This is a genomic window from Leptothoe sp. PORK10 BA2, assembly GCF_034932105.1.
Classification (GTDB): Bacteria; Cyanobacteriota; Cyanobacteriia; order Phormidesmidales; family Phormidesmidaceae; genus Leptothoe.
In genome coordinates this window covers 42,011-64,761 of the sequence record NZ_JAYGIG010000001.1, presented here as the reverse complement: position 1 = coordinate 64,761, position 22,751 = coordinate 42,011, and the positions used below count along the sequence as shown (strand labels likewise).

Here is a 22,751-nt window from a genome sequence, read left to right as displayed (position 1 = left end):
AAGTGCACACCATAGATTTGATGGCCTAGAACTTCTAGCCTCAATCCTAATTATGGATGCCGCATTCGGTTTTGATACTCCCTCTCCAACGGCCAGCGCGTTCGTCTTCCTCGGCTTCAACCTTCGTCGTTAGGGGCTGATCGCCAATACTGGTATACCCCTGGTCATGGAGCGGATTGTATAAAACATGGTGGGCAAAGGTATAGCGCCAGAGATCCTTGTGGGTCCAGTTGGCTAAGGGATTAATTTTTAGTCGCCCATGGGGGTCCCGTTCCAAAATTGGCATTATTTGCCGATTGGCTGACTGGTCACGACGGCGACCCGTGATCCATGCTTGTGCCGATAGCTCTTCCAAGGCACGCTCCATCGGTTCTACCTTGGTGACCTGATGAAAACGATCCACGTCCCGTTCCCATAGCCTGTCTCCGTACTGAGCGATAAAGTCATCGCGGCTGGCGGCAGCCCGATAGGTATGGAGTTCTAGGTTGTAGAAATGTTTGGCTTTCTCTGCCGTCTGCAGAGTTTCTGGAAATAGGTGCAGGGTATCCAGGAAAATAACCGGTATCCGGGCCTGTAGCTCGTGGTAAAGCATGTGGGTGATGGCCCCCATGCTAAAGGATGTCATCTGGACCAAGTTGGGAACGGTGGCCAGGGCCCAAGCCAAAATTTCTTGGGGAGTGGCTGATTCAAACCGCCGATTGAGTTCGGTGAGGTCCAGCTGGCTGGGGTCAAAATCAAGTCTTGGCGTTGATTGAAGCGGGTTACGTGATTGTGCTTCTACACAAGAAACCATATGTGTAAGTGGGGTTTTAGCCCGTAAACGATCACCGAACTATTCTATCGCAATAATCTCCCATAACCCACCGGAGAAATGTAGATTAGCCGATCTTTTGGAGAAGCGTTAACCGTAATGATTAAATCTTGCTCCGCAGCATAGGAGAATGACGAATATGAAAAAGCTCATTTTTTACACAAAACCGGGGTGCCACCTGTGTGAAGGTCTGGAGGAAAAGCTAGCTCAATTGCAGCACCTGCCTATCGAGATCGAAGCTCGGGATATTACACAAAACCCCGCTTGGTTTGCGGAATACCAGTATGAAATTCCGGTACTGTGTCGTTTGATTCCTTATCCTGAAACCCCTGAATTGGAAAAGGAACAGCCGTTGCCTCGGCTTTCACCACGGGCTCCGCTGCAGCAATTGGAGAAAATGTTAGACACCTATTTAGGTCCTTTTGAAGCCAAATAGTATTAGAGTCCCCAGACCTATGAAGGCCCTTTGAGAGCAAATAGTGGTAGGCTCCCAGATCTATGAAGGCCCTTTGCGAGCAAATAGTGGTAGGTTCCCAGATCTATGAAGGCCCTTTGCGAGTAAATAGCGGTAGGGTTCCAGACCTATGAAGGCCCTTTGCGAGCAAATAGCGTTAAATCCCAGCCTTTAGGTTGCGGCCCTTTTGAGGCAGAATAGCGGCAAACGATGTGGGTGATGACTGTATGATGCTGCGTGAATTACTGGCACACTTGCCATCTGGTTTGGTGCCATCTGGTTTGCTATCCGGCCTGGATCATCCTGCTCTAGATCAACCTGTCACTGGATTGTGTACGAATTCCCAAACCTGTCAGCCCGGTAACCTGTTTATTGGCATGCCGGGTACCCGGGTGGACGGTGGGGAGTTTTGGCCCAGTGCCATGGAGGGCGGTGCGATCGCAGCCATCATTTCCCCCCATGCCTTAAAAAAACAACCAGCCTCAGACGATTCCCCCTTACTTATCCCTATTTCAGACATCGCCATGGCCTGTGGGGAACTTGCCGCTGGGTTCTACCACTATCCTGGCCAGACCCTCAATCTGGTGGGTGTGACTGGTACCAACGGCAAAACCACCACCACCCATATCATTGAGCATTTGCTGAATGCCGCCGCTCTGCCTACCGGGCTGCTGGGCACCCTCTATACTCGCTGGCCCGGACACCAGGAAACGGCGGTTCACACCACCCCCTTCCCCGTCGATTTACAACGGGAGCTGGCCAAGGTGGTTGGGGCCAATTGCCACCACGCCATCATGGAAGTCAGTTCCCATGCTCTGGCCCAAAAGCGAGCCTGGGGCTGTTCCTTTGAGGTGGCGGTGTTTACCAACCTCACCCAGGATCATCTCGACTATCACAAGGATCTAGACGATTACTTTGAGGCTAAGGCGTTACTGTTTAGCCCCGACTATCTTAAGGGGCGCGCCATTATTAATAGTAAGGACCCCTATGGCCAGAAGCTTTTGGAGCGCTTGAGTCCTGAGCAGGTTTGGACCTATCACATTGCTGATCCCACCGCCGATTTGCACCCAGTTGATTTGACCTACAGTGCTACGGGCATGGCCGGTACCTTGGTGACACCGATGGGTTCAGCTCCGTTTACCTCGCCCTTAGTCGGTAAGTTTAACCTGGAGAATTTATTGGCGGCGTCAGGGGCCGCTCTGCATTTGGGCATATCCCTAGATTCTGTGATCTCTTCCCTGGCCGGATTCAGTGGTGTGCCCGGTCGTATGGAACGGGTGCAGGTGAGCCCCAGCCAAGATATCAGCGTGATTGTGGACTATGCCCACACGCCGGACAGTTTAGAGAATGCTTTGCGGGCGGCCCGTCCGTTTATTGCTGGTCAGATGATCTGTGTGTTTGGCTGTGGGGGCGATCGAGATCGCACTAAGCGACCCCAGATGGGTCGTATCGCCTATGATTTGGCGGATCGGATTGTGGTCACTTCAGATAATCCGCGTACGGAGGACCCCCAGGCAATTTTGGCTGATGTGGTGGCTGGGATTGGGGCTGACCTGGGGGCAGATCAGGTGATTTGCGATCGCGCCGCCGCCATTCGGCAGGCCATTCTTTCTGCCCAGCCCGGTGATGGTGTATTGATTGCTGGGAAAGGCCATGAAGACTATCAGATTTTAGGCACAGAGAAGATCCATTTTGATGATCGTGAGCAGTCCCAACTTGCCCTCAAGCTGCGTCTCTCCCCATAGTTTATGAGCTGCGGGCGGAGGGCCTCGCGAAGAGCGAGGGGCCTCGCGCAGGGCGAGGGGCCTCGCGCAGGGCGAAGAGCGAAGGGCCTCGCGCAGGGCGAAGGATATGCTCCGTGCTAGCACGGAAAGTTAGGTGAAAATACTCATTTATCCCCCCTTTCCCTTCACTACCCTAGGGGAGATAGATACGTAATCTAATCCGCCCTGGGCGCATTTTAGAACCACTATGGATGCTTCTACGGCAAGGCCATCCGCTTTAGCCTCAACTCGATGTCCAGCTTCGGTAACGCGCTCATCTGCTCCAGAGGTAACTCCTCAGTTTCTCAAGACCGCTGCCCAAGAACTCAATAACCCCATCACCACCATTAAGGCAGCCTTGACGCTGCTGAATTCGTCGTCGCTAAAGCCGCAACAGCGGGAGCGTTACTTACGGATGATTGGCCAGGCTTGCGATCGGCAAAGCCAACTGATTAATAATGTATTTGAGCTTCTAGAGCTGCAGCTGGCTCCCCAGACCGTAACCCTAGAAAAAGTGAAGCTGTGGGACCTCGTCCCTGGCGTTGTCAGCACCTATCAACCCCTAGCTACAGAGCGGAATATTTTATTGGCCTACACGGTGTCCAATCATTTGCCCTGTGTCCTAGCGCTCGAATCTCACCTGAAGCAGGTCTTGATTAGCCTGCTGAGCAACAGCATTCAATTTACTGATAACAATGGGCGGATTTGGGTCACTGCCCATCACCGGGTGGATGGCAAAGTGGCCTTAGTGATTCAAGATAATGGTCGGGGGATTGTGCCATCGGCCCTCCCCCAGGTGTTTAACTCGTTTTATCGCAGTAGTTCTGAAGGGACGGGTTTGGGATTAACCCTGGTGCAGCAGTTATTGATCCGCTCTGGTGCGTCCATTTCTGCCAGCAGCATTCCGGGCAAAGGAACCGCATTTACGATCTTGCTCCCTACGGCTGATTAGACGATGGGATGACTAATGGAAACGCTATGATCAACCCCCTAGTGGGTCATGTGGCGATTGTTTATCATGTAGCGATGTTTATATGGATGATGTGTCAGGGAGTGTCCGTTTCCCATAGCGCTGAACCCCTGACCTGTTGCGGCATTATTCAGCGTTTTCTGGCATTAGCGTTTCAATCAATAGCTGAGCCTTTTGCTGTTTTTCTTGCAAAAAGGTGTCGCACTTTTTTAGCTCTGAGACGGCTTTTTCGAATTGTTCAAAAATATCAGCCAGGGGCAAATCGCCCGTTTCCAAATGGGCGATGATGCTTTCCACCTGTTCGACGGACGCTTCGTAGTTCCAGGTATCAGTGGATTTTTTGGCTCTAGGCATGGTGCTTTAGATAGGGGGCTATGGATAGTTTTGCGGACCCAAGGGCCTTTGGCAACCGGCCTGGGGAGCTGTTGGGCAAATGACTATGGAATAAGTATTCAAGACTGAGCAGGATGCAGTATTAGTGTGGTGATGAGGGGTGCCCCGTCAAATGTCACTGGTGAATGCTGTCTCTTGTGTTTCTCTGGTTATGCAACGATCCAAGTTTATTGCCAATTCTGTTTTGAAGTGCTGGGTGTCTGCTGGGCTCAGTTTAGCTGCCGTCCTATCCACTGTGACTATTCCGGCTCTGGCCCTAGGCCCAGCGGTGGGTGAACCAGTTCAGGTTGCTCAGGCTGTTAACTCCTTAACCCTATTGCGTAACATCTCCCATGGACGGAATGTTAATGCGATCGCATTTAGTCCCAATGGTCAAATGTTGGCCAGTGCCGGGGGCGATGGTCTGCTGCGGGTATGGGATGTGGACGCCGCCCTAAAGGGGGATGAAAACCTCTGGTTACGCCGACTGATTAGTATTCCGGCGACCGATCGCTATGTGACCTCCTTGGCCTTTAGTCCAGATAATCGCTATTTAGTGACCGGCACCTTTAATGGCGATGTGCGGATCTGGGATCTGAGTATTTGTGAGCAGGACCGCCCAGTCTGTAATTCTCAGCTAGTGCTGGAGCGAGACTATGCGGGTGTTGCCCCCGTGGTCAAATTTAGTCCCAGTGGTCGTTTCCTCGCGGCGAGTAACTATGACGGTACGGTAACTCTGTGGGACTGGAGTCGTCGTCAAGTGCTCACGGTACTTGAACCTGAAACCGGTGCCCATGATGGTGCCCGATTAGATGGGAGATTTTCCTCCCTAACCTTTAGTCCAGATGAACGTTATCTCGCGGCGGGTAGCCATGATGATTTCATCACCCTGTGGAGTCTAGATCCAGATGATGAATTTGAACGGTTAACAACCATCGATACAGGTAATGGTGTGGATAGTGTTGCCTTTAGCCCTGATGGTGAGTTTTTGGCCAGCGGTAATTATCGGGGGGTAGAAATGCGGTCAATTCGTTCTCGACAGGGACGTTTACAAATCGAAGAACAGGCCCAACTTGAAGTGGGGGAACGGGTGAATACGATGGTCTTTTTACCCGATGGCCAATCCCTATTGATCGGTGATAACCGTCAACACGTAAGTCTCTGGGATATCCAATCAGAAGAGCCGCTGGGGGGTATTCCCACCAACCACCAGCATAGTAGCCCGGTGCTGATGGTGGCCTTATCACCCAATGGGAATTTACTGGCCAGTGCCAGTACCGACGGTGTGATTAAGTTTTGGCGTCCTTAACTGAGCCGATCTCCTATCGAAGGGCCATGCTTGAGGATAATTCTTTAACTGAGCCGCTCTTCCATCGAAGCGCCATGCCTTAGGATCATTCTTCGGTAACCTTGAGAACTTCTGCTTCTAGATGTCCTTGTCCAAGGCGGACGCTGACTTTATCCCCAGGGGATAGTTGGCTGGCCTGGGTAACCACAGCGCCAGAGGTGGCTTTTACCAGGGCATAGCCTCGACGTAAAACAGCGGTGGGGTTTAGGGTGGCCAGTTTTTCTGTCAACAACTGATGCTGATGCTGTCTGGTTTGTAATTGCTGTTGAAGAGCTTGGATCAACCGCTGGATGCGCCAACTTTGCGCTTGCTGTGCTTGTTCTAGCTGACTATGGGGCTGCAGTCGCTGCAGCCGTAGCGATAGCTGTCTTAGCTGCTGCTGTTGCTGCCACAACTGGCTGCCGGTTGCTTGGGCCAGTCGCTGTAGGAGCTGTGCTTGGAAATAGATTAGGTTGCTGAGGGCGGGTACGATTTGCTCGGCGGCGGCGGTCGGTGTGTGGGCACAGACGTCGGCCACTAAATCCGCCAGGGATTCGTCCCGTTCGTGGCCAATACCAGTGATCACAGGGATAGGGCAGGTTGCGATCGCCCGCACCACCCGCTCATCATCAAAACACGCCAAGTCCTCCACTGCACCGCCGCCACGACCCAGGAGCAACACATCGGCCCGGCCATCCTGCCCGACCCGCTCAATCGCCTGAACGATGGATTTGGGCGCTTGTTCCCCTTGCACGATGGCCGGGGACAGCAGCACCTGTAACCCCGGATGCCGCTGGGCCAGAGTCTGTTGAATATCGCCCCAAGCCGCTGCCTGGGGCGACGTCACCACCGCGACACAGGTGGGCAAAGCGGGTAGGGGACGTTTATGCTCGTCATCAAACAGCCCCTCGCTCGCTAAACGATTGCGTAGCTGTCGATAGCGTAGGGCCTGCAGCCCTGCCCCCGCCGGCAAGACCTGCCAAACCGTGAGCTGATAGCTGCCCCGTTTTGGATAAACTTTCAGCTGACCCAGCACCACAACCTGTTCCCCAACGGTGGGCATAACACTGAGTTTGGGCAGTTGGCTACGCCAGACGACGGCACTCAAGGTGGCCGATCCGTCCGCCTCCTGCAACGAAAAAAAGCATCCGCTGCCATGTTGGCGTGCACTCGACACCTCGCCGATCACCCATATATTCCGCAGCTGTTCGTCACCTTCCAGCAGCAGCTGAATATATTCGGTGACCCCTGCCACACTTACCGCCTTAAAGTCCAAAGTATTCGTTACGGTCATAGGAATGGCCAGAGTATTTTGACAATTAAAGGGGATTTTGATAGTACATTTGTATGTTTTTGGGTACAATCACAAACGGGGGCATGATGTGCCTGTTGGACTCAGGTGCGTGACCCACACCAGTAAAATTCGCTTTCACATTGTGAGCTTATAATTGCTGAACTCGGCAACCCTTATCTAAAAAAAATAGACAGCATGGCCAGAACATCCACCGAAAACAACGAGCGCAAAAAAGCCTTAGATCTAGTGCTCGGCCAAATTGAGCGCAACTTTGGTAAGGGTGCCATCATGCGCCTGGGGGATGCGACGCGCATGAAGGTTGAAACGATTCCCACGGGGGCTTTGACCTTGGATTTGGCTTTGGGGGGTGGTTTGCCCAAAGGGCGGGTAATCGAAATCTATGGTCCAGAAAGCTCAGGTAAAACTACTCTGGCTCTGCATGCCATTGCCGAAGCTCAAAAAGAAGGCGGGGTGGCCGCTTTTGTCGATGCCGAGCATGCCCTAGATCCAGTTTATGCCCATGCGCTGGGGGTCAATATCAATGACTTGCTCGTATCCCAGCCTGACACAGGGGAAGCCGGCCTAGAAATCGTTGACCAGCTTGTCCGCTCTTCAGCTGTTGATTTGGTGGTGATCGATTCCGTTGCGGCCCTAGTGCCCCGGGCAGAAATTGAAGGGGAAATGGGGGATACCCATGTTGGCCTTCAGGCCAGACTGATGAGCCAAGCTCTGCGGAAAATTACAGGCAATATCGGCAAGTCAGGCTGTACGGTTATTTTCCTCAACCAGCTGCGGTTGAAAATTGGCGTTACCTATGGCAATCCTGAGACCACGACCGGCGGCAATGCTCTCAAATTCTATGCATCGGTCCGCCTAGATATCCGCCGTATTCAAACCCTCAAAAAGGGAGATGACCAGTTTGGTATTCGTGCCAAGGTAAAAGTTGCCAAGAATAAGATCGCCCCACCCTTTAAGAGTGCAGAGTTTGACATTATTTTTGGCGAAGGTATTTCCACCCTCGGTTGTATTGTCGATCTTGCAGAAGAACACAATATTCTCAGCCGGAAAGGAGCTTGGTATAGCTATAAAGGCGAGAACATTAGCCAAGGTCGTGACAATGCAATTCGCTACCTGGTGGATAATCCAGGTATAGCGGCTGACATTGATCAGCAGCTCCGCCAGGTTTTAGAGATTGGCGGTGCCACCGCGCCCCCTGCACCTGCTGCTGAGGCGACTGATAACAATGGTACCAAAGCAAAAGAAGAGGCTGAGAAGGGAACAGCTACTAGCAAGACAAAGGGTGACAAAAAAGCTAAAACCTAGATCGCCCAATCGTTTTATGCTGCAACGCTAATGGCTATATCTTGCGGACAGAGGAATAGTTGTTAGTCCAGTTTGACGATAGTTTAATGCAGGGTACTATCTGCGGAGCTATTGGAGGCATTACCCTGGCTGTTTTCAGGGCTACAGTTAAAGAAATGGAATAGGGCGCCGCCAATGCGGATACGATCGCCATCCCGCAGGGGGTAGACTCTTTGGAGTTTTTCACCATTTACATAGGTGCCGTTGGTGCTTTCTAAATCAGAGAGAATAAATCCCTGTTCTGGACTGTACTGTAATGCGACATGGCACCGAGAGAGGCGCTTATCTGGAATAGCGATGTCTGACTGACGTGGATCGCGTCCAATGGTCCATAGGCCATCATTAGAGGCAAAGCGTCTAGATTTACCGTTGGCGAGGTTACTGATGATATGGACTTGCTGATCAAAAACTATACTTTGAATATAGCCAGCCACTGGTAATTGAGCGTTGGCATCAGTAGCCAGCAGGTCGTTTAATAATTCGCGATCATGCTCATAGAGCTTAGAAAAAGCTTGAAATAGGACCAGCTTAGATGGAGTATCTGCTTCGTTTTCAGCAGACAGCATCATTTGATACTCAGCTAGGTTGTTGGGATAAGCCATAAAGTGTTCAAAAAGAACGTCGGGTTTGAGCCCTATTAATTAGGTGACGATATGGATGCAAAAAAATAGATCTTCAGATACAGTATTCGCCAAAACCTTCGTAACATGGGACACTTTACGGCATTTCTATAAAACCTTAAACTTGGCCAGATGTATTGTGAAAAGATGGTTAATCTTCCGGATAACATCGGTTGGAATTGTGGATAGCTTTTGATTCTGATGCAGTTTCTACAAAGCGTCTAGTGATTTTATCTGGACTATTTTGATTCCTATGTTTTTAGATTTTGGGTTTAGCCTGATTTAGTCCAAATATGCCCATAAATCTCTTTTATCTAGCTTAGAAACTCTATTAACTCGCGATTAACGCTGTAAGGGGCTTCCTGCTGTATCCAATGACCGCAATCAGCAATTGAGCGGCTGATGATAGTTTCATGAGCAGATACCAGGGCCGACATGTCGGTCGGCACTAAATTATCGTCCTCGCCCCACATGATTAAGGTGGGGGATGTCAGCGGATGATTTGAGAGTCGTGAGGGGCTAAACCAACTGTTGAGCCAGTCAGTCAGACTCAAGCAATGACGGGCATGCTGTAGTAAGGCGGGAATGACGCCAGGCTTTTGCAGTGCAGCCTGATATAGGTCGGCATTGGCCTGGGTGAAGGAACTTTTTCTCACAACTTGCTGTTGAAAAAGATAGGTCATTAGGGAGGATAAATTCTCCTTGATTAACCATTGGGGTAAGCCTGGGGTCTGTAGCGCCAGGACATGCCAGTTTCGCTGTAAATGACTCCAACTGTGGGAGAGCCCATGGGTCAGCACGGTTTGCCAGCGTTGGGGCGTACTGAGTATGGCCAGTTTATCTACTTTGCTGGGAAAGCGGTGGGCTAAATGCCATGCAATTGCTCCACCCCAGTCGTGACCAACGACATGGGCTTTCTCGTAGCCTAAGCTGTGGATAAGGGCAGAAATATCAGAACTTAGGGTATCTAAGTCGTAACCACTAGGGGGTTTATCAGAGTCGTTATAACCCCGTAAATCGGGAACTACCACCTTAAACTGACGGGCTAAGTAAGGCAGTTGATGACGCCAAGAATACCAAAACTCAAACAGCCCATGGAGCAAGATCAAAAGCTTGCCGCTACCTTGGGCCACGTAGTGAAGCTGCACCGAATTGGCTTTGACGTACTTATGTTCCCAACTTAATAAGGCAGCTTCAACCAAGGGAGACTCTTCCCATCAAACGACAATGACAACTCTGGTGGCTGCCTATGATGCTAAGCCACCGATAGTTTATACCGTAAGCGCAATAGAGCTAACCTGTCGTGGCTTCGCCGGTAACCTATGCAGAGCGATAAGCCACCTTGTATTCCACAGGCTGGATCCGATACTTCACTAGATTAGCCAATTCCTGCAGCTGATTAATCGCTTCGGCCCCTTCCAGTTTCATCAGTTCTCGATCATCACGCATTTCTGTCCAGGTGATACCGTAATCTGAAACCAGAAAACGGATGAGATGGTCATTGCCTAAGCTGACCATGAATGAAGCACTATTGAGCTGATCACCGCATGTGTAACATGACGCTAGGTATCCTTGATTTTCAAGGACAATGGCTAGCGCCTTTAGATTTAGGACCAAATCTTTTACGAATTGGCGGTGCTGTTCTGCAAGTCGAACAAACATCTACGTTCTCCTCCCCACCGGTCACATTGTAAGGTTGAATCTTAATTTTTACTTAATATTTTTTATGGATTACTCAATTAACTCTTCTTGTTCTTCAGTCGGAACGGAACCCATCAGGTAAAAAGTAATGACTAATTACTTTTGTCTTGACATTAATCTGCCTATGTGGGCAAGGACGATGATGCCGGTTAGAAAATGGGGATCGTTTCCTTAAGGACCGAGGTGAGCTAATGCTTGAGGATTTATCTGGTAGTCGGTGTATTCAAGTTACCCAATCTGATTCCTAAGATAGACTTTGTTGCCTGGAAGGCACCTTTGCTGCTCAGTAAATCTATGGAATAACCCCTGTCAGTATCTTAAATATTTCTAAAAATTGATTGCTATGGAGCTGTCAAAAAGCTATGACATTAGCCATACCATAACTACCTTAAGCCTATATGTCTAGGCAGAAGGTCTTCTTTGTAACGGTTTGACCAAAAAGATGATGATTTTGGTCATGAACTTAAGGCCTTTGGCTTAATACTTGGGGCCCCTGCCCTAGCTTGCTAGGGTCCACCAGCCAAATAAGGGTCCGAGAAATCTGACGGTTAGCCATAGGATGATCATGGCGACAATGCCAGCCCAGGCTCCTCGGCTGCTCCAGCTGACAAAGGCTTCAGATTGCTGTTTGGTGATGGGAAGCCAGGGAAGAATTCGTTCAGGTTCTCCGTAGCTGTCACCTAGTTTTGACTGTCGCCGCTTTGCTTCTCCCATGGTTTTTTCACTCCATTGGCTTGTTTGCAATTATAGCGCCTGGTTTGCGGGTGCTAACCAGCTGGGGTCGAGGTATGTACTTTGGGCAATGGGGTTGAGGGTTTTAAGGATGGTGCGGCCATAGCTGCGATGGTTGACTCGGTTGTCGAGGAGGGCAACTTTGCCTTGCTGGGCACTGATGGGTGCGATCGCAAGCTGCAGGGTTTGCAAAGCCGTTGGTAGCAAAAATAATCGAAACCAGTCTTGGTGTAACCGTTTGTAATAAGCTACCTGGCCAGCCACTAGGGGGTTTTCCAGGGATGGGATCGGCAGGGTGGTGATGATCAGCAGCCCTGGTGCTGGGCAGCGGAGGCGGTAGTCCTGCCAAAATTCCCAGCCGGTGACGAGGATGCCGTTGTGCCCTAGCTCGGGCTGTTCAACCTGGACCCGAGACCCATATTCTGCTGCTAAAATCGAGCCGATTTGGGCCTTGAGGGGGGTATCACCCACTAAAATCACCGTTGGCTGGGTGCGGGTTTCTGGTAGTTGGAGCAGATGGCGGATCTCTTGCAAAATGGCGGTGGGAAATCGGCTGCTGTTGGGCATGGGCAGCTGGTCTGGGGTATACAGCTGAATGCCATCGTGCTGGCGATCGGGGGTAAATTTAAGACAGGTGAGATCCTCTAGGCCTAAGCGCTGACGGTAGCTCTCAGCCCGCTGATCCTCATCTACCGCTGCCCCAATCAATACCACCGGTTGTCGTTGCCAGATCGGAGCTAGCATTTTTGCTAGGGTTACTGGTGCGCATTGCAGGGTCAGTTGGCCTGAGTCGCGGTTGAGTTGCAGCCAAGCCATGCCATCGTCCCTGTTCAGTTGTTGCCGAAACTGTCGCCAGGCTGGGGGTAACCCCTCTAGCCCCATGGGCGTGCTCGCCAGTCGATGATCCAGCTCAGCCAATAGGTCATATTCCTCGCTGTCGGCTAGATAACAGCTGTAGGGGTTGGCCGGATGCTGGAAGGCGAGGTGGGTGAGCTTGACCCGCAGATCGCGAATCACCTCTTGCTGGGAGGGATAGGCCAGACCTAACTGGTGCCAATCGGTATCGTTGAGGCTGTAGGTCAACTGGGTGCGGGCCCAGTCCATCAGGGGATCGATGCCGTCAATTAGGGTGACAATATTCGGGGGGAATGGGGCTGTGTCTGGGGATTGCTCCGCCCCAGAGGTTGCCCTGAGCTGCGCTGATAGCCAGGCGCTAGGGGTGGTAATTAAAATGCCTTGAAAGGTTTGGCTGGGCCAGCGATCGCCGATTTGAATGGATTTAATGGTCGGCAGGGTCTGGAGCAGGGTGGGAATATCATCTTGTACCAGCTGCTGATGGATGGCATTGGGCACCACCAAGACAATGGGGCCTGGCCAGACTAGGGCGGGCATCAGATAGCTCAGGCGGTAGCGGCCTCGATAGGCGGCGGTGCTACCGGTTTGCAGCAGGGCACTACGCCCCAGCCGTAAAGCTCTTGCCACCAGCCGCGCCATGGTTAAGTGGTGGGGCCATTGGCTATGGCCCTGCTGGCGTAAAAACTCCCGAAGTAGCTGGTGAACCTCTGCCTCAATCACGTTTGCTGTGACTCTCCATCGCCAAATAACTAAGAAATAACTAAGCTGTGTGTCTCATTGTGACATACTCCCCTGGGGTGTTTGGTGGCCCGCTGATGGACAGAGGTCTGGCTAGGGGCGTTTCCACCCTTATATTTCACAGCTGTCCCATTGTTTTTTGCCCATGTCAGTGTCCGTATCCGGTTCAGAGTCCAGTTTAGTGTCCCCTGTTCAGTCTGCGATGCTACAGTCAACCCGCACCATTGGTATTGTCGGCTTAGGTCTGATTGGTGGGTGTATGGCCCTGGATCTTAAGCAGCTGGGCTATGTCGTCTATGGGGTGGCTCGTCGACCTGCCACTGTGATGGCTGCCCTGGAGCAAGGTGTGGTAACCCAGGCCAGCTGTGATTTGTCCCTCATGGCTGAGGCGGATGTGGTGGTGGTCTGCACGCCCATGGCTACCATTGTGCCGACGGTGGGGCAGTTGGCGGACCTGCTGCCAGCGTCTGTGATTGTGACGGATGTGGGCTCGGTCAAAGGGGAGATTGTGGCGGCGGCCACTAGCCTTTGGCCCAATTTTGTTGGCGGCCACCCCATGGCGGGTAAAGCAGAGTCAGGGCTGTCGGCGGCTGAAGCCGGCTTGTTTCGTCAGCGCCCCTATGTGGTGACACCGATTGAAACGACGCAGTCTGCGGCGGTGGAGCAGGTGGTTGCGATCGCAACCCAACTGGGTTCCCAGGTCTACCGGTCCACCCCCACTGCCCATGACCAAGCGGTGGCGGCCATTTCCCATCTGCCAGTGATGGTGAGTGCCAGTCTGCTCCATACCTGTTTGGGGGAGGCCGATGTGCAGGTCAAGACCCTAGCTCAGAAACTCGCTAGCAGTGGTTTTTGCGATACCAGTCGGGTGGGGGGAGGCAACCCTGAGTTGGGCACCATGATGGCCCAGTACAACCGCCCAGCCCTCCTGCAGGTGTTGCATCAATACCGCCATCAGTTAGATACCCTAATCCAGATGATCGACGCTCAACAGTGGGATGTCTTAGAGCAAACCCTCAGCATCGCCCAGGCAGAGCGGCCTAAGTATTTGTAAGGCGATGGGAGTCTGGCTTTGGGTTTTAGGCGGTTTGTTTCCCTTCCACTTCAGCCATAATTACAGGCTCCTGATACAAAACGATGGTGAAGGTCACGGTGGACCCCAAGCCTTCCCCCATACTAATAAACTGCACCTTGCCTCCCATGGCCTCGATCAGCCGCTGGGAGATGGCCAAGCCTAGGCCAGTGCCGCCGTACTGGCGAGTGCGCTCACCATCCACCTGGCTAAAGGTTTGGAATAGTCGGTTTTGTTTTTCCAAGGACACACCGATGCCCGTGTCTTCGACACTGATTTTGATATGTCCTGGCCATACCCGATTTTGGAAGCGCACGCTCTGGGTCTTAACCTCAGCCCGGATAGTGACGCCCCCTTCGGGGGTAAATTTAATGGCGTTGCCAATCAGGTTGAGCAGGACTTGCAAAATCCGTTGATAGTTGCCGTACAGTTTGATTTCATCCAAAGTGGCAGGCATTTTCATGGTGAAATACAGTCCCCGCTGCTCTGCCTGGGGGCGGGTAAAGTTTTCCACATCGCAAAATAACTCGTGCAGGCTAACACCGGTCAAGTCAATTTCCATTTTGCCCGCTTCAATCTTGGCGATGTCCAGCACATCGTTGATCAAATTGAGCAGATGCAAGGCTGATTTATGGGCTTCTTCGATAAATTCTTCCTGTTCTTCTGGGTCATCGGCCATGCCGTCTAACACCAGCCGGAGGAAGCCAATCATGCCGTTGAGAGGGGTACGCAGTTCGTGGGACGTATTGGCTAAAAATTCACTTTTCAGCCGAGATGCTTCTTCGGCATAGCGTCTGGCTTCTTCCAGCTCATCATTTTTTTCAATCAGTTTTGCATTGACCCGTTGCAGATCATCGGCTAAGGTCCGGCTGGCTTCAAATAGTTTGGCGTGGGCAATGGCTGTACCTACTTGGTCTGTCAGTTCATTAACGAGGTCAATTTCCAGGGGATGCCAGGGCCGATCGGGGGACATCTGCAGCAGCAGGACGCTGTTAGGCTCATCGCGATAGCAGGTGGCCACTGTCAAAACGGTGTAGGGTCCAGAGTTATTGTCTTCCCGTTCAAAATCTGACAGTACCGGTTTGAGCGTATTGATCGTGCACCGGAAATCTGATTTGTTGGCTAGCTCAAACGTCTTCCCCAAACAGGGTTCAAGATCGGGTTGGTGAAACTCAGCGACCACATTTAGGGTTTGCATGGCAACCGAATAATCACAGACCAAGCAGCGGTGTAAATCCAATAGATTCCCTAATCCGTCTACGGTTTGTTGCCAAATCGTTTTGAGTTCTAAGGTTTTACGAATATTGGAGGCGATATTGGTCAGAACGCCGTGGTAATTGGATAGGTTGGCTAGGAGTCCGGCCTGGGCGCTGGCGGGTGTGTCAGCCACAATACCCATGGTACTTAGCTGTTGTGGCATCCGGGCACTGTTGGCAACGGTGAGGATAGAGCCTTGTCCTTTGAGGTATTTTTGGCCGGGCTGGTCAGGCCATTCGGCTAAGCTGAGGTTAAAGTCCAGGCCCACTGGATGGGGGCCACAGCGCACAACACATTGAAACTGCTGGGGTTCGCCATTGGTTAAAACTTGGGTGACGCGTTCCAGATAGGGGGCAATGGCGACGGGGCCAAACAGCTGACTAATGGATTTGTGTAAGTAGCGATCGGGCTTTTCCTGTAGCGTATCGGGCCAACGGATGGCCACAATTTGGCCATCGGGATCGTGAATGACTTCGAGGGACGAATGATTAACTGTGGCTGGAACGACCATAGGCTCTGAGTCGGCTGTCACTTGCGATCGCATAATTCGAAAGAAATTATGGGCCCTATCTTTAAACAATGCTTACGAGATTGTCCTGTCTAGATCAGCAACATCTATACCAAACTTGTTTGTCAGCAGCATGACAAACCCCAGATTCTCTGAATCAGAAGGTAAATCAATCCTACTAGTGCCTGATGCAAGATGCACTGGATTGTCCGTTGGTAAGACGGTTATCTACCCTTCATCTTGTCACGGGATTAATCAACGGTCATCCCTTTTTGTAAACCTTGTCACTATGGATGGCATGAATGATGGCATGGCCATGGGCCACGGAGCAGTAGATGATTAGATGGTGATTACTTTAAAAGTAATAGACGTCCTCGGTGGGCAAGGGATTCCTTGAGATACACTCCGTTCGTCTCAAGGATAGGCAAAGTATTGAAGCAAAGCATTAAGATAAGCTGAGCGCTTCTGTGATCATTCCTCTGAGAATTGTGTTTCCATGACCGACGTACCCGTTTCCCGTATTCGCAATTTTTCGATTATTGCCCATATCGATCATGGAAAGTCCACCCTGGCTGACCGGTTGCTACAGGAAACTAAAACCATCAGCGAGCGGGATATGAAGGCTCAGGTGCTCGATACCATGGACCTGGAACGGGAGCGCGGAATTACCATCAAACTCCAAGCCGCCCGGATGAACTATCAGGCTGAGGATGGCGAGAAATACGTCTTGAACCTGATCGATACGCCAGGACATGTGGACTTTTCCTATGAAGTGTCCCGTGCTTTAGCGGCCTGTGAAGGAGCGTTGCTGGTGGTGGATGCTTCCCAAGGGGTGGAGGCCCAAACCCTGGCTAATGTTTATCTGGCGTTGGAAAATGATCTAGAAATTATTCCTGTTTTGAATAAGGTCGATTTGCCTGGGGCAGATCCAGAGCGGGTTAGACATGAAATCGAAGAAATTATCGGTCTGGACTGTAGTAATGCCATTTTGGCGTCAGCCAAGGCGGGGATCGGCATTGACGAAATACTAGAGGCCATTGTTGCTACCGTCCCTGAGCCGGAAGACACCACCGACAAGCCTTTACGGGCCCTAATTTTTGATAGCTATTACGACAGCTATCGTGGTGTGATTGTCTATTTTCGGATCATTGATGGTTCCATCAGCCGTCGCGATCGCATCCGCCTGATGGCCTCTGGCAAAGAATATGAAATTGATGAGTTGGGGGTGCTTTCCCCCCAACAAGTAGAAGTTGATGAACTTCATGCGGGGGAAGTGGGGTATATCTCTGCTTCGATCAAGGCTGTGGCCGACGCCCGTGTCGGTGACACGATTACCCTGGTGAAAAATAGAGCCGAAGAAGCATTGCCAGGTTACATAGAAGCTAACCCCATGGTTTTTTGCGGTCTCTTTCCCACCGAGTCCGATCGCTATGAAGATCTCCGGGATGCCTTAGAAAAACTAAGCCTCAGCGATGCTGCCCTAAAGTATGAGCCCGAAACCTCCAGCGCCATGGGCTTTGGTTTTCGCTGTGGCTTTTTGGGGCTGCTGCACATGGAAATTGTGCAAGAGCGGCTGGAGCGAGAATATGACCTAGACTTGATCACCACCGCTCCCTCCGTCGTGTACCAAGTCACGACTATTGACGGTACAGTGCTGAAAATTGACAATCCCTGCGAGCTGCCTGACCCCCAAGCCCGGGAAAAGATTGAGGAGCCCTACGTCAAGATCGAGATTTTCACGCCTGAAGAATTTGTTGGCACCCTGATGGATCTGTGCCAAACCCGCCGAGGCGACTTCAAAGACATGAAGTACCTGACCGAAGGACGTACCACCCTAATTTATGAGATCCCTCTGGCGGAAGTGGTGACCGACTTTTTTGACCAAATGAAATCACGGTCTCGGGGCTATGCCAGCATGGAATATAAACTCATCGGCTATCGCGTTAACTTTCTGGTGAAGTTGGACGTGCTGATCAACGGCGATAAGGTGGACCCATTAGCGGCGATTGTCCATCGTGACCAGGCCTATCATGTTGGCAAGGCCCTCGCCGAAAAGCTAAAAGAGCTGATTCCCAGACACCAGTTTAAGATCCCAATTCAAGCGGCGATTGGGAGTCGCATTATCGCCAGTGCGAGTATTCCAGCCCTGCGTAAGGATGTGTTGTCCAAGTGCTACGGTGGCGATATTTCCCGTAAGAAAAAGCTATTGAAGAAACAGGCCAAAGGGAAGAAACGTCTGAAGGCAATTGGCACGGTGGATGTACCGCAGGAAGCGTTTATGGCGGTGTTGAAGTTGAATTAATCCTACAAACTAAAAGAGTGAATGGCCTTATGTAGACCATTCACTCTTTTAGTCATCTCGTTTCTGCTCTAGGGGGCGTTAGGCTAGTTTGAGGTGACGGGCTGCGATCGCACCGACAGCCATCAGACCGATTAGTGCAGAAGGTTCCGGTACGCTTTCTGGGGGGCTGGGCTGCTTTTCAGCAATCGACCCTAGAATTTTCCAGTCAGGTCCCTGGTAAGCTTTGCCACGGCTGAAGACTCGCACACCTGCGATGGGTGCTGCAACTCCTAGGTCAGCTAAGCTAACACCGATGGAGCCTACCTTCTGAGCGCTACCGATTTCCTGAGTATTCAGCGAAAAGCCAGCATCTTTCCAACTGCTAGAGCTGCTCAGTGCCAACAGATTACCAATGACGTTACCGGCATTGTCAATGGCCTGGAGGTCCATCTTGCTGTTCTTGCCTCGTTCCCAAACAAATAGGTTATCAACCGCTTGGTCGAAGTAAAGATCCATCGCAAAATTACCCACATCTTCGGTATCGACGATGTTATTCAGATTCTTATTGCTGAGAACAGCACTTAGTTCAATGCTCGAAGGTGCTTCGACACCCTGGGTCAAAATTGTGCCATTTCCTAAATCAAGCGTGGCCGAGTCGCCCAAGTCCACACTAGCGGCTCCAGAGTTGCCCCCCGTCCAGAGGTCATTGGTGACGTTGTCCACGTATTTCACCAGGGTAAAGTCGCTAATGGACTTGAATTTACCCGATGCGTCTGTAAACTCAACAGAATCTAACCAGATATTATTTTTCCAGCGGTCATTCCCACTGAAATCACTGCTGTAGTTAGTCGTAAATTCAAATGCATTCGCGGGCGCTTGTACTGCGACGGCTAGTGTGGTTGCAGCAATACCAATGCTAGTTGCCAAGTGACGTAGTTTCATTCTCTTACCTAATATCGATGATGTTTCTAGGTGCTGATTGCCGAGTATCAAATATCACTTCGGCTTAAAAACATCATGCCCAAGGTGAATGGTGGTTGAGCAGATTCCAATCAACGCTTTATAGCAGGTTTTAAAATGCCTATGAAACTAGTAGTTTTACTGAATCAAGGTATTTTGATGTGGGAGCCTAATCATTGTCTGGATGCCGTTGATGCGTAGATATTGGGCATATCGTCGGGGATCTTTGCCATCGAGACATGATGGTTCCGCGATCACCTAAGTCGAGATACTGGATCTATGATTGGATATGCCCGTGAAAATACTGATCTACCTTTTGGGGGAGAGCGTTTTTTTACTGAAGAGTGCTATTCAGAAGGCTATTTTGCATCTATCCAATTCTTTCCAGCATTGATTTCTACTTTCAAAGGCACTGACAACTTCACAACGGACTCCATAGTCGTTGCAATTTTTGCCTCCAGCTCCGGCCATTCATCCGGGGGGATTTCAAAAATCAGTTCGTCATGGACCTGTAATAACAGCCTTGTTTGATATCCCTTGAGGATTTCATGGAGCTGGATCATGGCGATTTTGATGATGTCAGCACTCGAGCCTTGAATCGGTGCATTGGCTGCCGCTCTTAATAGACCGGCATCATAGCCACCGGGGCGTAAATTATCTAGATCGATCTCGTCAGGGGATTTCCCCTTTAACGGTTTCAAACTATTACTGGCAAAGTTGAAATACCGACGCCGACCCAGGATGGTTTCCACATACCCATGGGCAACAGCTTCTCGCTGCATTTGCTGCAAATACTCAAACACCCGCGAATAGCGCTGGTTAAATTTATCGATAAAGGATTTTGCCTCGATGCGGCTCACCCCCATCTCTCGGGCAAAGCGCACGGCACCCATGCCATAGATAACGCCGAAGTTGATGATTTTCCCCATGCGCCGCTCGTCGGAGGTGACCTCCTCTTTGTCCAATAACAGTTGAGCAGTGAGACGATGGACATCTTGGCCAGTGCGATAGGCATCGACGAGGACTGACTCGCCGCTGAGGTGGGTGAGAATCCGGAGCTCAATTTGAGAGTAGTCGGCGGCGGCCAGCAACCAGCCCTCTTGGGGGAGAAACGCCTGACGAATTTGGCGACTAAAGGCAGTGCGAATTGGAATATTTTGCAGGTTGGGATTGGAGGATGATAGGCGACCAGTGGCGGTGACCGCCTGGTTAAAGTCCGTATGGACCCGACCCGTGTCAGCTCGAACTAGCTTTGGCAGAGCATCAACATAGGTGGATTTTAGTTTAGATAAGGTGCGATGGTTAACAATGCAGTCCACCACAGGGTGGTCGCCCTGGAGTTTTTCCAGGATAGAGGCATCGGTGGAGTAGCCGGTTTTGGTTTTGCGGGTTTTCTTGGTGCTCAGACCGAGGGTCTCAAACAGCAGAACGCTGAGCTGTTTGGGGGAGCTGAGGTTAAATTCTTCGCCGGCATAGTCGTAGGCTTGGATTTGTAGTTCGTAAAGATCGGCTTCCAACTGTTCTGAAAAATGGTGGAGAAAGGCTTCATCGATGCGGATGCCGATGGATTCCATATCGGCGAGGACCGCTTCGAGGGGGACTTCAATGTCGCGGAATAGGGTGGCAAGGGCATTCACTGCATTTAACTCAGCCTGCAAAATGGGTACCAACCGATAGGTGGCATGAACATCCCCACCGCAATAAACCGCCACCTGATCTATAGCAATTTCCGCAATCGTCTTACCCTTGGGCACCAAGTCGCCATAGCTTTGGGCTGCCAGATTCAGGTAGCGAAGCGATAGATCCGTCAGGTTATGGCTGTTTTCAGGATTGAGTACATAGCTAGCCAGCATGGTGTCAAATACCACCCCACCTAGGTCGATCCCCTGACGTTTCAGAACGGCCCGGTCGTACTTAGCATTTTGCAGTGACTTCGGATAGTCAGTACTTTCCAAAATGGGCTTCAGCGCATTCAATACATCCGCTAGAGGCAGCTGTTCCCCCACTTCATGGCCCACGGGAATATAGGCCAGGTCCTCCAGACCAGCGCCCCAGCAGCAGCCAATACCCACCAAGTCCGCATCCATCGGTTCAAGGGATGTGGTTTCTGTATCCCAGGCCACTGGTTTAGAACGATCGGTGTGGGACTTCAACGTGACTACCAATGTCTGCAGCTGCTCAGCTGTGGTAATGACCAGAGGCTTAATCGCCATCTCTTTTACTGTGCTGGCAGTGTCAGTTTCTTCCGCTGTGAAAAAGGCTGTTTCTGCATCCTCAACTGGTGAGGCAACGCTCTTAGCTGTGGCTGTTGCCTTACCCCCAAAGGCTTGTTGCAACTGACCGAGACGGTTCATAAAGTGCTGAAATTCTAGGTGCTTGAGCAGCGGAATTACTTCCCCTTCATCAAAGCCTTCCAGCTTGCAGTCTGCTAGCTCCACAGTCAGTTCCATATCCGTGACGATGGTGGCTAAGTACTTAGATTGTTCTGCATCGGCTTTGCCGGCCTCTAGCTTTTGCTTAATGGCCCCCTTCATCTCGGGCAGGGCAGCATAGACCCCTTCTAGGGTCTGATGGTCTGTCAGTAGTTTAATAGCAGTTTTTTTACCAATACCCCGTACGCCAGGAATATTATCCGACGTATCACCACATAGAGCTTTGTAGTCAATGACCTGGTTTGGTTTAATCCCCAGCTTTTCTTCGACTTCTTGAATCCCAAACTCCTTCGCCAAACCATTGGTGCGGCCAAAGGTGCTGCCCAGATGCAAGACCTTGATGTGCTCGTTATCGTCAATTAGTTGAAATAAGTCCTGGTCCCCGCTGAGAATGCGTACCGCATACCCTTCTTGCTCGGCTTTGATCGCCAGCGTACCGATGACGTCATCCGCTTCAAACCCAGGCGCTGTCAAAATGGGCAGCTTGAATCCTGCCAGCAGCTCCTTGAGGTTTTCCACATCCTCAATGAAGTCTTCCGGTGTTTCCGGTCGGCCTTCTTTGTAGCTTTCAGCGGCTTCGTGGCGAAAGGTGGGCTCGGCCAGGTCAAAGGCGACGGCTGCATAGTCAGGTTTTTCGACCACCATCATGTCGCTCATGGACTTGAGAAAGCCAAAGCACACGCTGGTGGGAATCCCTGTCGATGTGCGCAGGCCGCCATCGCGACTTTTGGCGTGGGCGTAGTAGGAGCGAAACGCCAGGGAATGACCGTCGATGATTAGGAGGGTGGGTCTGTCAGAACTCAAAACACGTGTCGCCAATGCAGCTTTTTAATTAAACCTTGTCCACTGCCAGAACTGTAGTTTTTCTGATTAAGCTATGAACGCTGATGCCGCAATATTGCAATTATCGACCTGCTATTCTTTGCTGTTAGGTACGTTTGATGATTGCCTTGGGCGCATTTACGAAGTCTTAGATGGCAAATCTGTGCAAAATATAGCTGGGGCTCAATAATGCACCACATAAGTGACCGATTTTAACGACTTAAGACCGTATTACAGCACAAAACTCGGTTTCTAGTCGAAGAACCCAAGCGAGCTAAGGGCGATTGATGGGCACTCTTGAGGCAGCTTTAAGTTGATTAAATTGTCAGAGGGCTGCTGGTGTTTGTCCGGATGCCATGGGGTGACGCGGTATCAGGATTATCTGCACTGACAATTTTAGGGTGGATTGTGTGGCGGAAA

At 51.1% G+C, this 22,751-nt stretch carries 18 protein-coding genes; 7 read left to right on the top strand and 11 right to left on the bottom strand.

Annotation, left to right across the window (positions count from 1 at the left end):
- Positions 1 to 46 precede the first annotated feature (46 nt).
- Positions 47 to 793, bottom strand: coding sequence for a phosphoadenosine phosphosulfate reductase (gene cysH, locus VB741_RS00270; protein WP_323363127.1), 747 nt, complete (start codon positions 791 to 793; stop codon positions 47 to 49).
- 157 nt (positions 794 to 950) lie between these two features.
- Between cysH and VB741_RS00265 the strand changes: the two genes are divergently transcribed.
- From VB741_RS00265 to VB741_RS00255, 3 genes are all read left to right on the top strand, one after another.
- Complete coding sequence (locus tag VB741_RS00265) at positions 951 to 1,247, top strand: glutaredoxin family protein (RefSeq protein WP_323363126.1); 297 nt, start codon at positions 951 to 953, stop codon at positions 1,245 to 1,247.
- A 245-nt stretch (positions 1,248 to 1,492) separates the two neighbouring features.
- On the top strand, positions 1,493 to 3,010 hold the full coding sequence (locus VB741_RS00260; RefSeq protein WP_323363125.1) for a UDP-N-acetylmuramoyl-L-alanyl-D-glutamate--2,6-diaminopimelate ligase: 1,518 nt from the start codon (positions 1,493 to 1,495) through the stop codon (positions 3,008 to 3,010).
- Between the two features lie 226 nt (positions 3,011 to 3,236).
- A complete protein-coding gene (locus VB741_RS00255) occupies positions 3,237 to 3,980 on the top strand; it encodes a sensor histidine kinase (protein ID WP_323363124.1) in 744 nt (247 codons plus the stop codon).
- Between the two features lie 144 nt (positions 3,981 to 4,124).
- On the opposite strand, the gene xseB is transcribed toward VB741_RS00255, so the two are convergent.
- Positions 4,125 to 4,352, bottom strand: coding sequence for an exodeoxyribonuclease VII small subunit (gene xseB / locus VB741_RS00250; RefSeq protein WP_323363123.1), 228 nt, complete (start codon positions 4,350 to 4,352; stop codon positions 4,125 to 4,127).
- A gap of 190 nt (positions 4,353 to 4,542) precedes the next feature.
- Between xseB and VB741_RS00245 the strand changes: the two genes are divergently transcribed.
- Entirely contained in the window at positions 4,543 to 5,679 is a 1,137-nt protein-coding gene (locus VB741_RS00245) for a WD40 repeat domain-containing protein (protein WP_323363122.1), read from the top strand.
- Between the two features lie 85 nt (positions 5,680 to 5,764).
- Here VB741_RS00245 and xseA read toward each other — a convergent pair whose 3' ends face one another.
- Complete coding sequence (gene xseA, locus VB741_RS00240; protein WP_323363121.1) at positions 5,765 to 6,991, bottom strand: exodeoxyribonuclease VII large subunit; 1,227 nt, start codon at positions 6,989 to 6,991, stop codon at positions 5,765 to 5,767.
- Positions 6,992 to 7,186: 195 nt separating this feature from the next.
- Here xseA and recA point away from each other — a divergent pair, with 195 nt between their 5' ends.
- Positions 7,187 to 8,314 (top strand): recombinase RecA, encoded by a 1,128-nt coding sequence (gene recA, locus VB741_RS00235; RefSeq protein WP_323363120.1) that lies wholly within the window; start codon positions 7,187 to 7,189, stop codon positions 8,312 to 8,314.
- 83 nt (positions 8,315 to 8,397) lie between these two features.
- Here the strand turns inward: recA and VB741_RS00230 are convergent, their stop codons facing one another.
- From VB741_RS00230 to VB741_RS00210, 5 genes are all read right to left on the bottom strand, one after another.
- A complete protein-coding gene (locus VB741_RS00230) occupies positions 8,398 to 8,955 on the bottom strand; it encodes an FHA domain-containing protein (protein ID WP_323363119.1) in 558 nt (185 codons plus the stop codon).
- Between the two features lie 332 nt (positions 8,956 to 9,287).
- Positions 9,288 to 10,175: an alpha/beta fold hydrolase gene (locus VB741_RS00225; RefSeq protein WP_323363118.1), complete on the bottom strand. Its 888-nt coding sequence runs from the start codon at positions 10,173 to 10,175 to the stop codon at positions 9,288 to 9,290.
- A 118-nt stretch (positions 10,176 to 10,293) separates the two neighbouring features.
- A complete protein-coding gene (locus VB741_RS00220) occupies positions 10,294 to 10,635 on the bottom strand; it encodes a DUF1815 family protein (protein ID WP_323363117.1) in 342 nt (113 codons plus the stop codon).
- Between the two features lie 537 nt (positions 10,636 to 11,172).
- The gene (locus VB741_RS00215; protein WP_323363116.1) at positions 11,173 to 11,388 is read right to left on the bottom strand and encodes a DUF2839 domain-containing protein; all 216 of its coding nucleotides are present in this window, start codon (positions 11,386 to 11,388) and stop codon (positions 11,173 to 11,175) included.
- A 30-nt stretch (positions 11,389 to 11,418) separates the two neighbouring features.
- Positions 11,419 to 12,981 carry an ATP-dependent DNA helicase gene (locus VB741_RS00210; protein WP_323363115.1) on the bottom strand — a complete coding sequence of 521 codons (1,563 nt, stop codon included), beginning with the start codon at positions 12,979 to 12,981 and terminating at the stop codon, positions 11,419 to 11,421.
- 220 nt (positions 12,982 to 13,201) lie between these two features.
- On the opposite strand from VB741_RS00210, the gene VB741_RS00205 reads away from it, so the two are divergent.
- Positions 13,202 to 14,053: a prephenate/arogenate dehydrogenase gene (locus VB741_RS00205; protein ID WP_323363114.1), complete on the top strand. Its 852-nt coding sequence runs from the start codon at positions 13,202 to 13,204 to the stop codon at positions 14,051 to 14,053.
- 25 nt (positions 14,054 to 14,078) lie between these two features.
- On the opposite strand, the gene VB741_RS00200 is transcribed toward VB741_RS00205, so the two are convergent.
- The gene (locus VB741_RS00200) at positions 14,079 to 15,872 is read right to left on the bottom strand and encodes an ATP-binding protein (RefSeq protein ID WP_323363113.1); all 1,794 of its coding nucleotides are present in this window, start codon (positions 15,870 to 15,872) and stop codon (positions 14,079 to 14,081) included.
- A gap of 460 nt (positions 15,873 to 16,332) precedes the next feature.
- Here VB741_RS00200 and lepA point away from each other — a divergent pair, with 460 nt between their 5' ends.
- A complete protein-coding gene (gene lepA / locus VB741_RS00195; protein WP_323363112.1) occupies positions 16,333 to 18,138 on the top strand; it encodes a translation elongation factor 4 in 1,806 nt (601 codons plus the stop codon).
- A 78-nt stretch (positions 18,139 to 18,216) separates the two neighbouring features.
- On the opposite strand, the gene VB741_RS00190 is transcribed toward lepA, so the two are convergent.
- Both VB741_RS00190 and polA read right to left on the bottom strand, forming a co-directional pair.
- Complete coding sequence (locus tag VB741_RS00190; RefSeq protein ID WP_323363111.1) at positions 18,217 to 19,059, bottom strand: exosortase-dependent surface protein XDP2; 843 nt, start codon at positions 19,057 to 19,059, stop codon at positions 18,217 to 18,219.
- Positions 19,060 to 19,436: 377 nt separating this feature from the next.
- Entirely contained in the window at positions 19,437 to 22,313 is a 2,877-nt protein-coding gene (gene polA, locus VB741_RS00185) for a DNA polymerase I (protein WP_323363110.1), read from the bottom strand.
- Between the last annotated feature and the right edge of the window lie 438 nt (positions 22,314 to 22,751).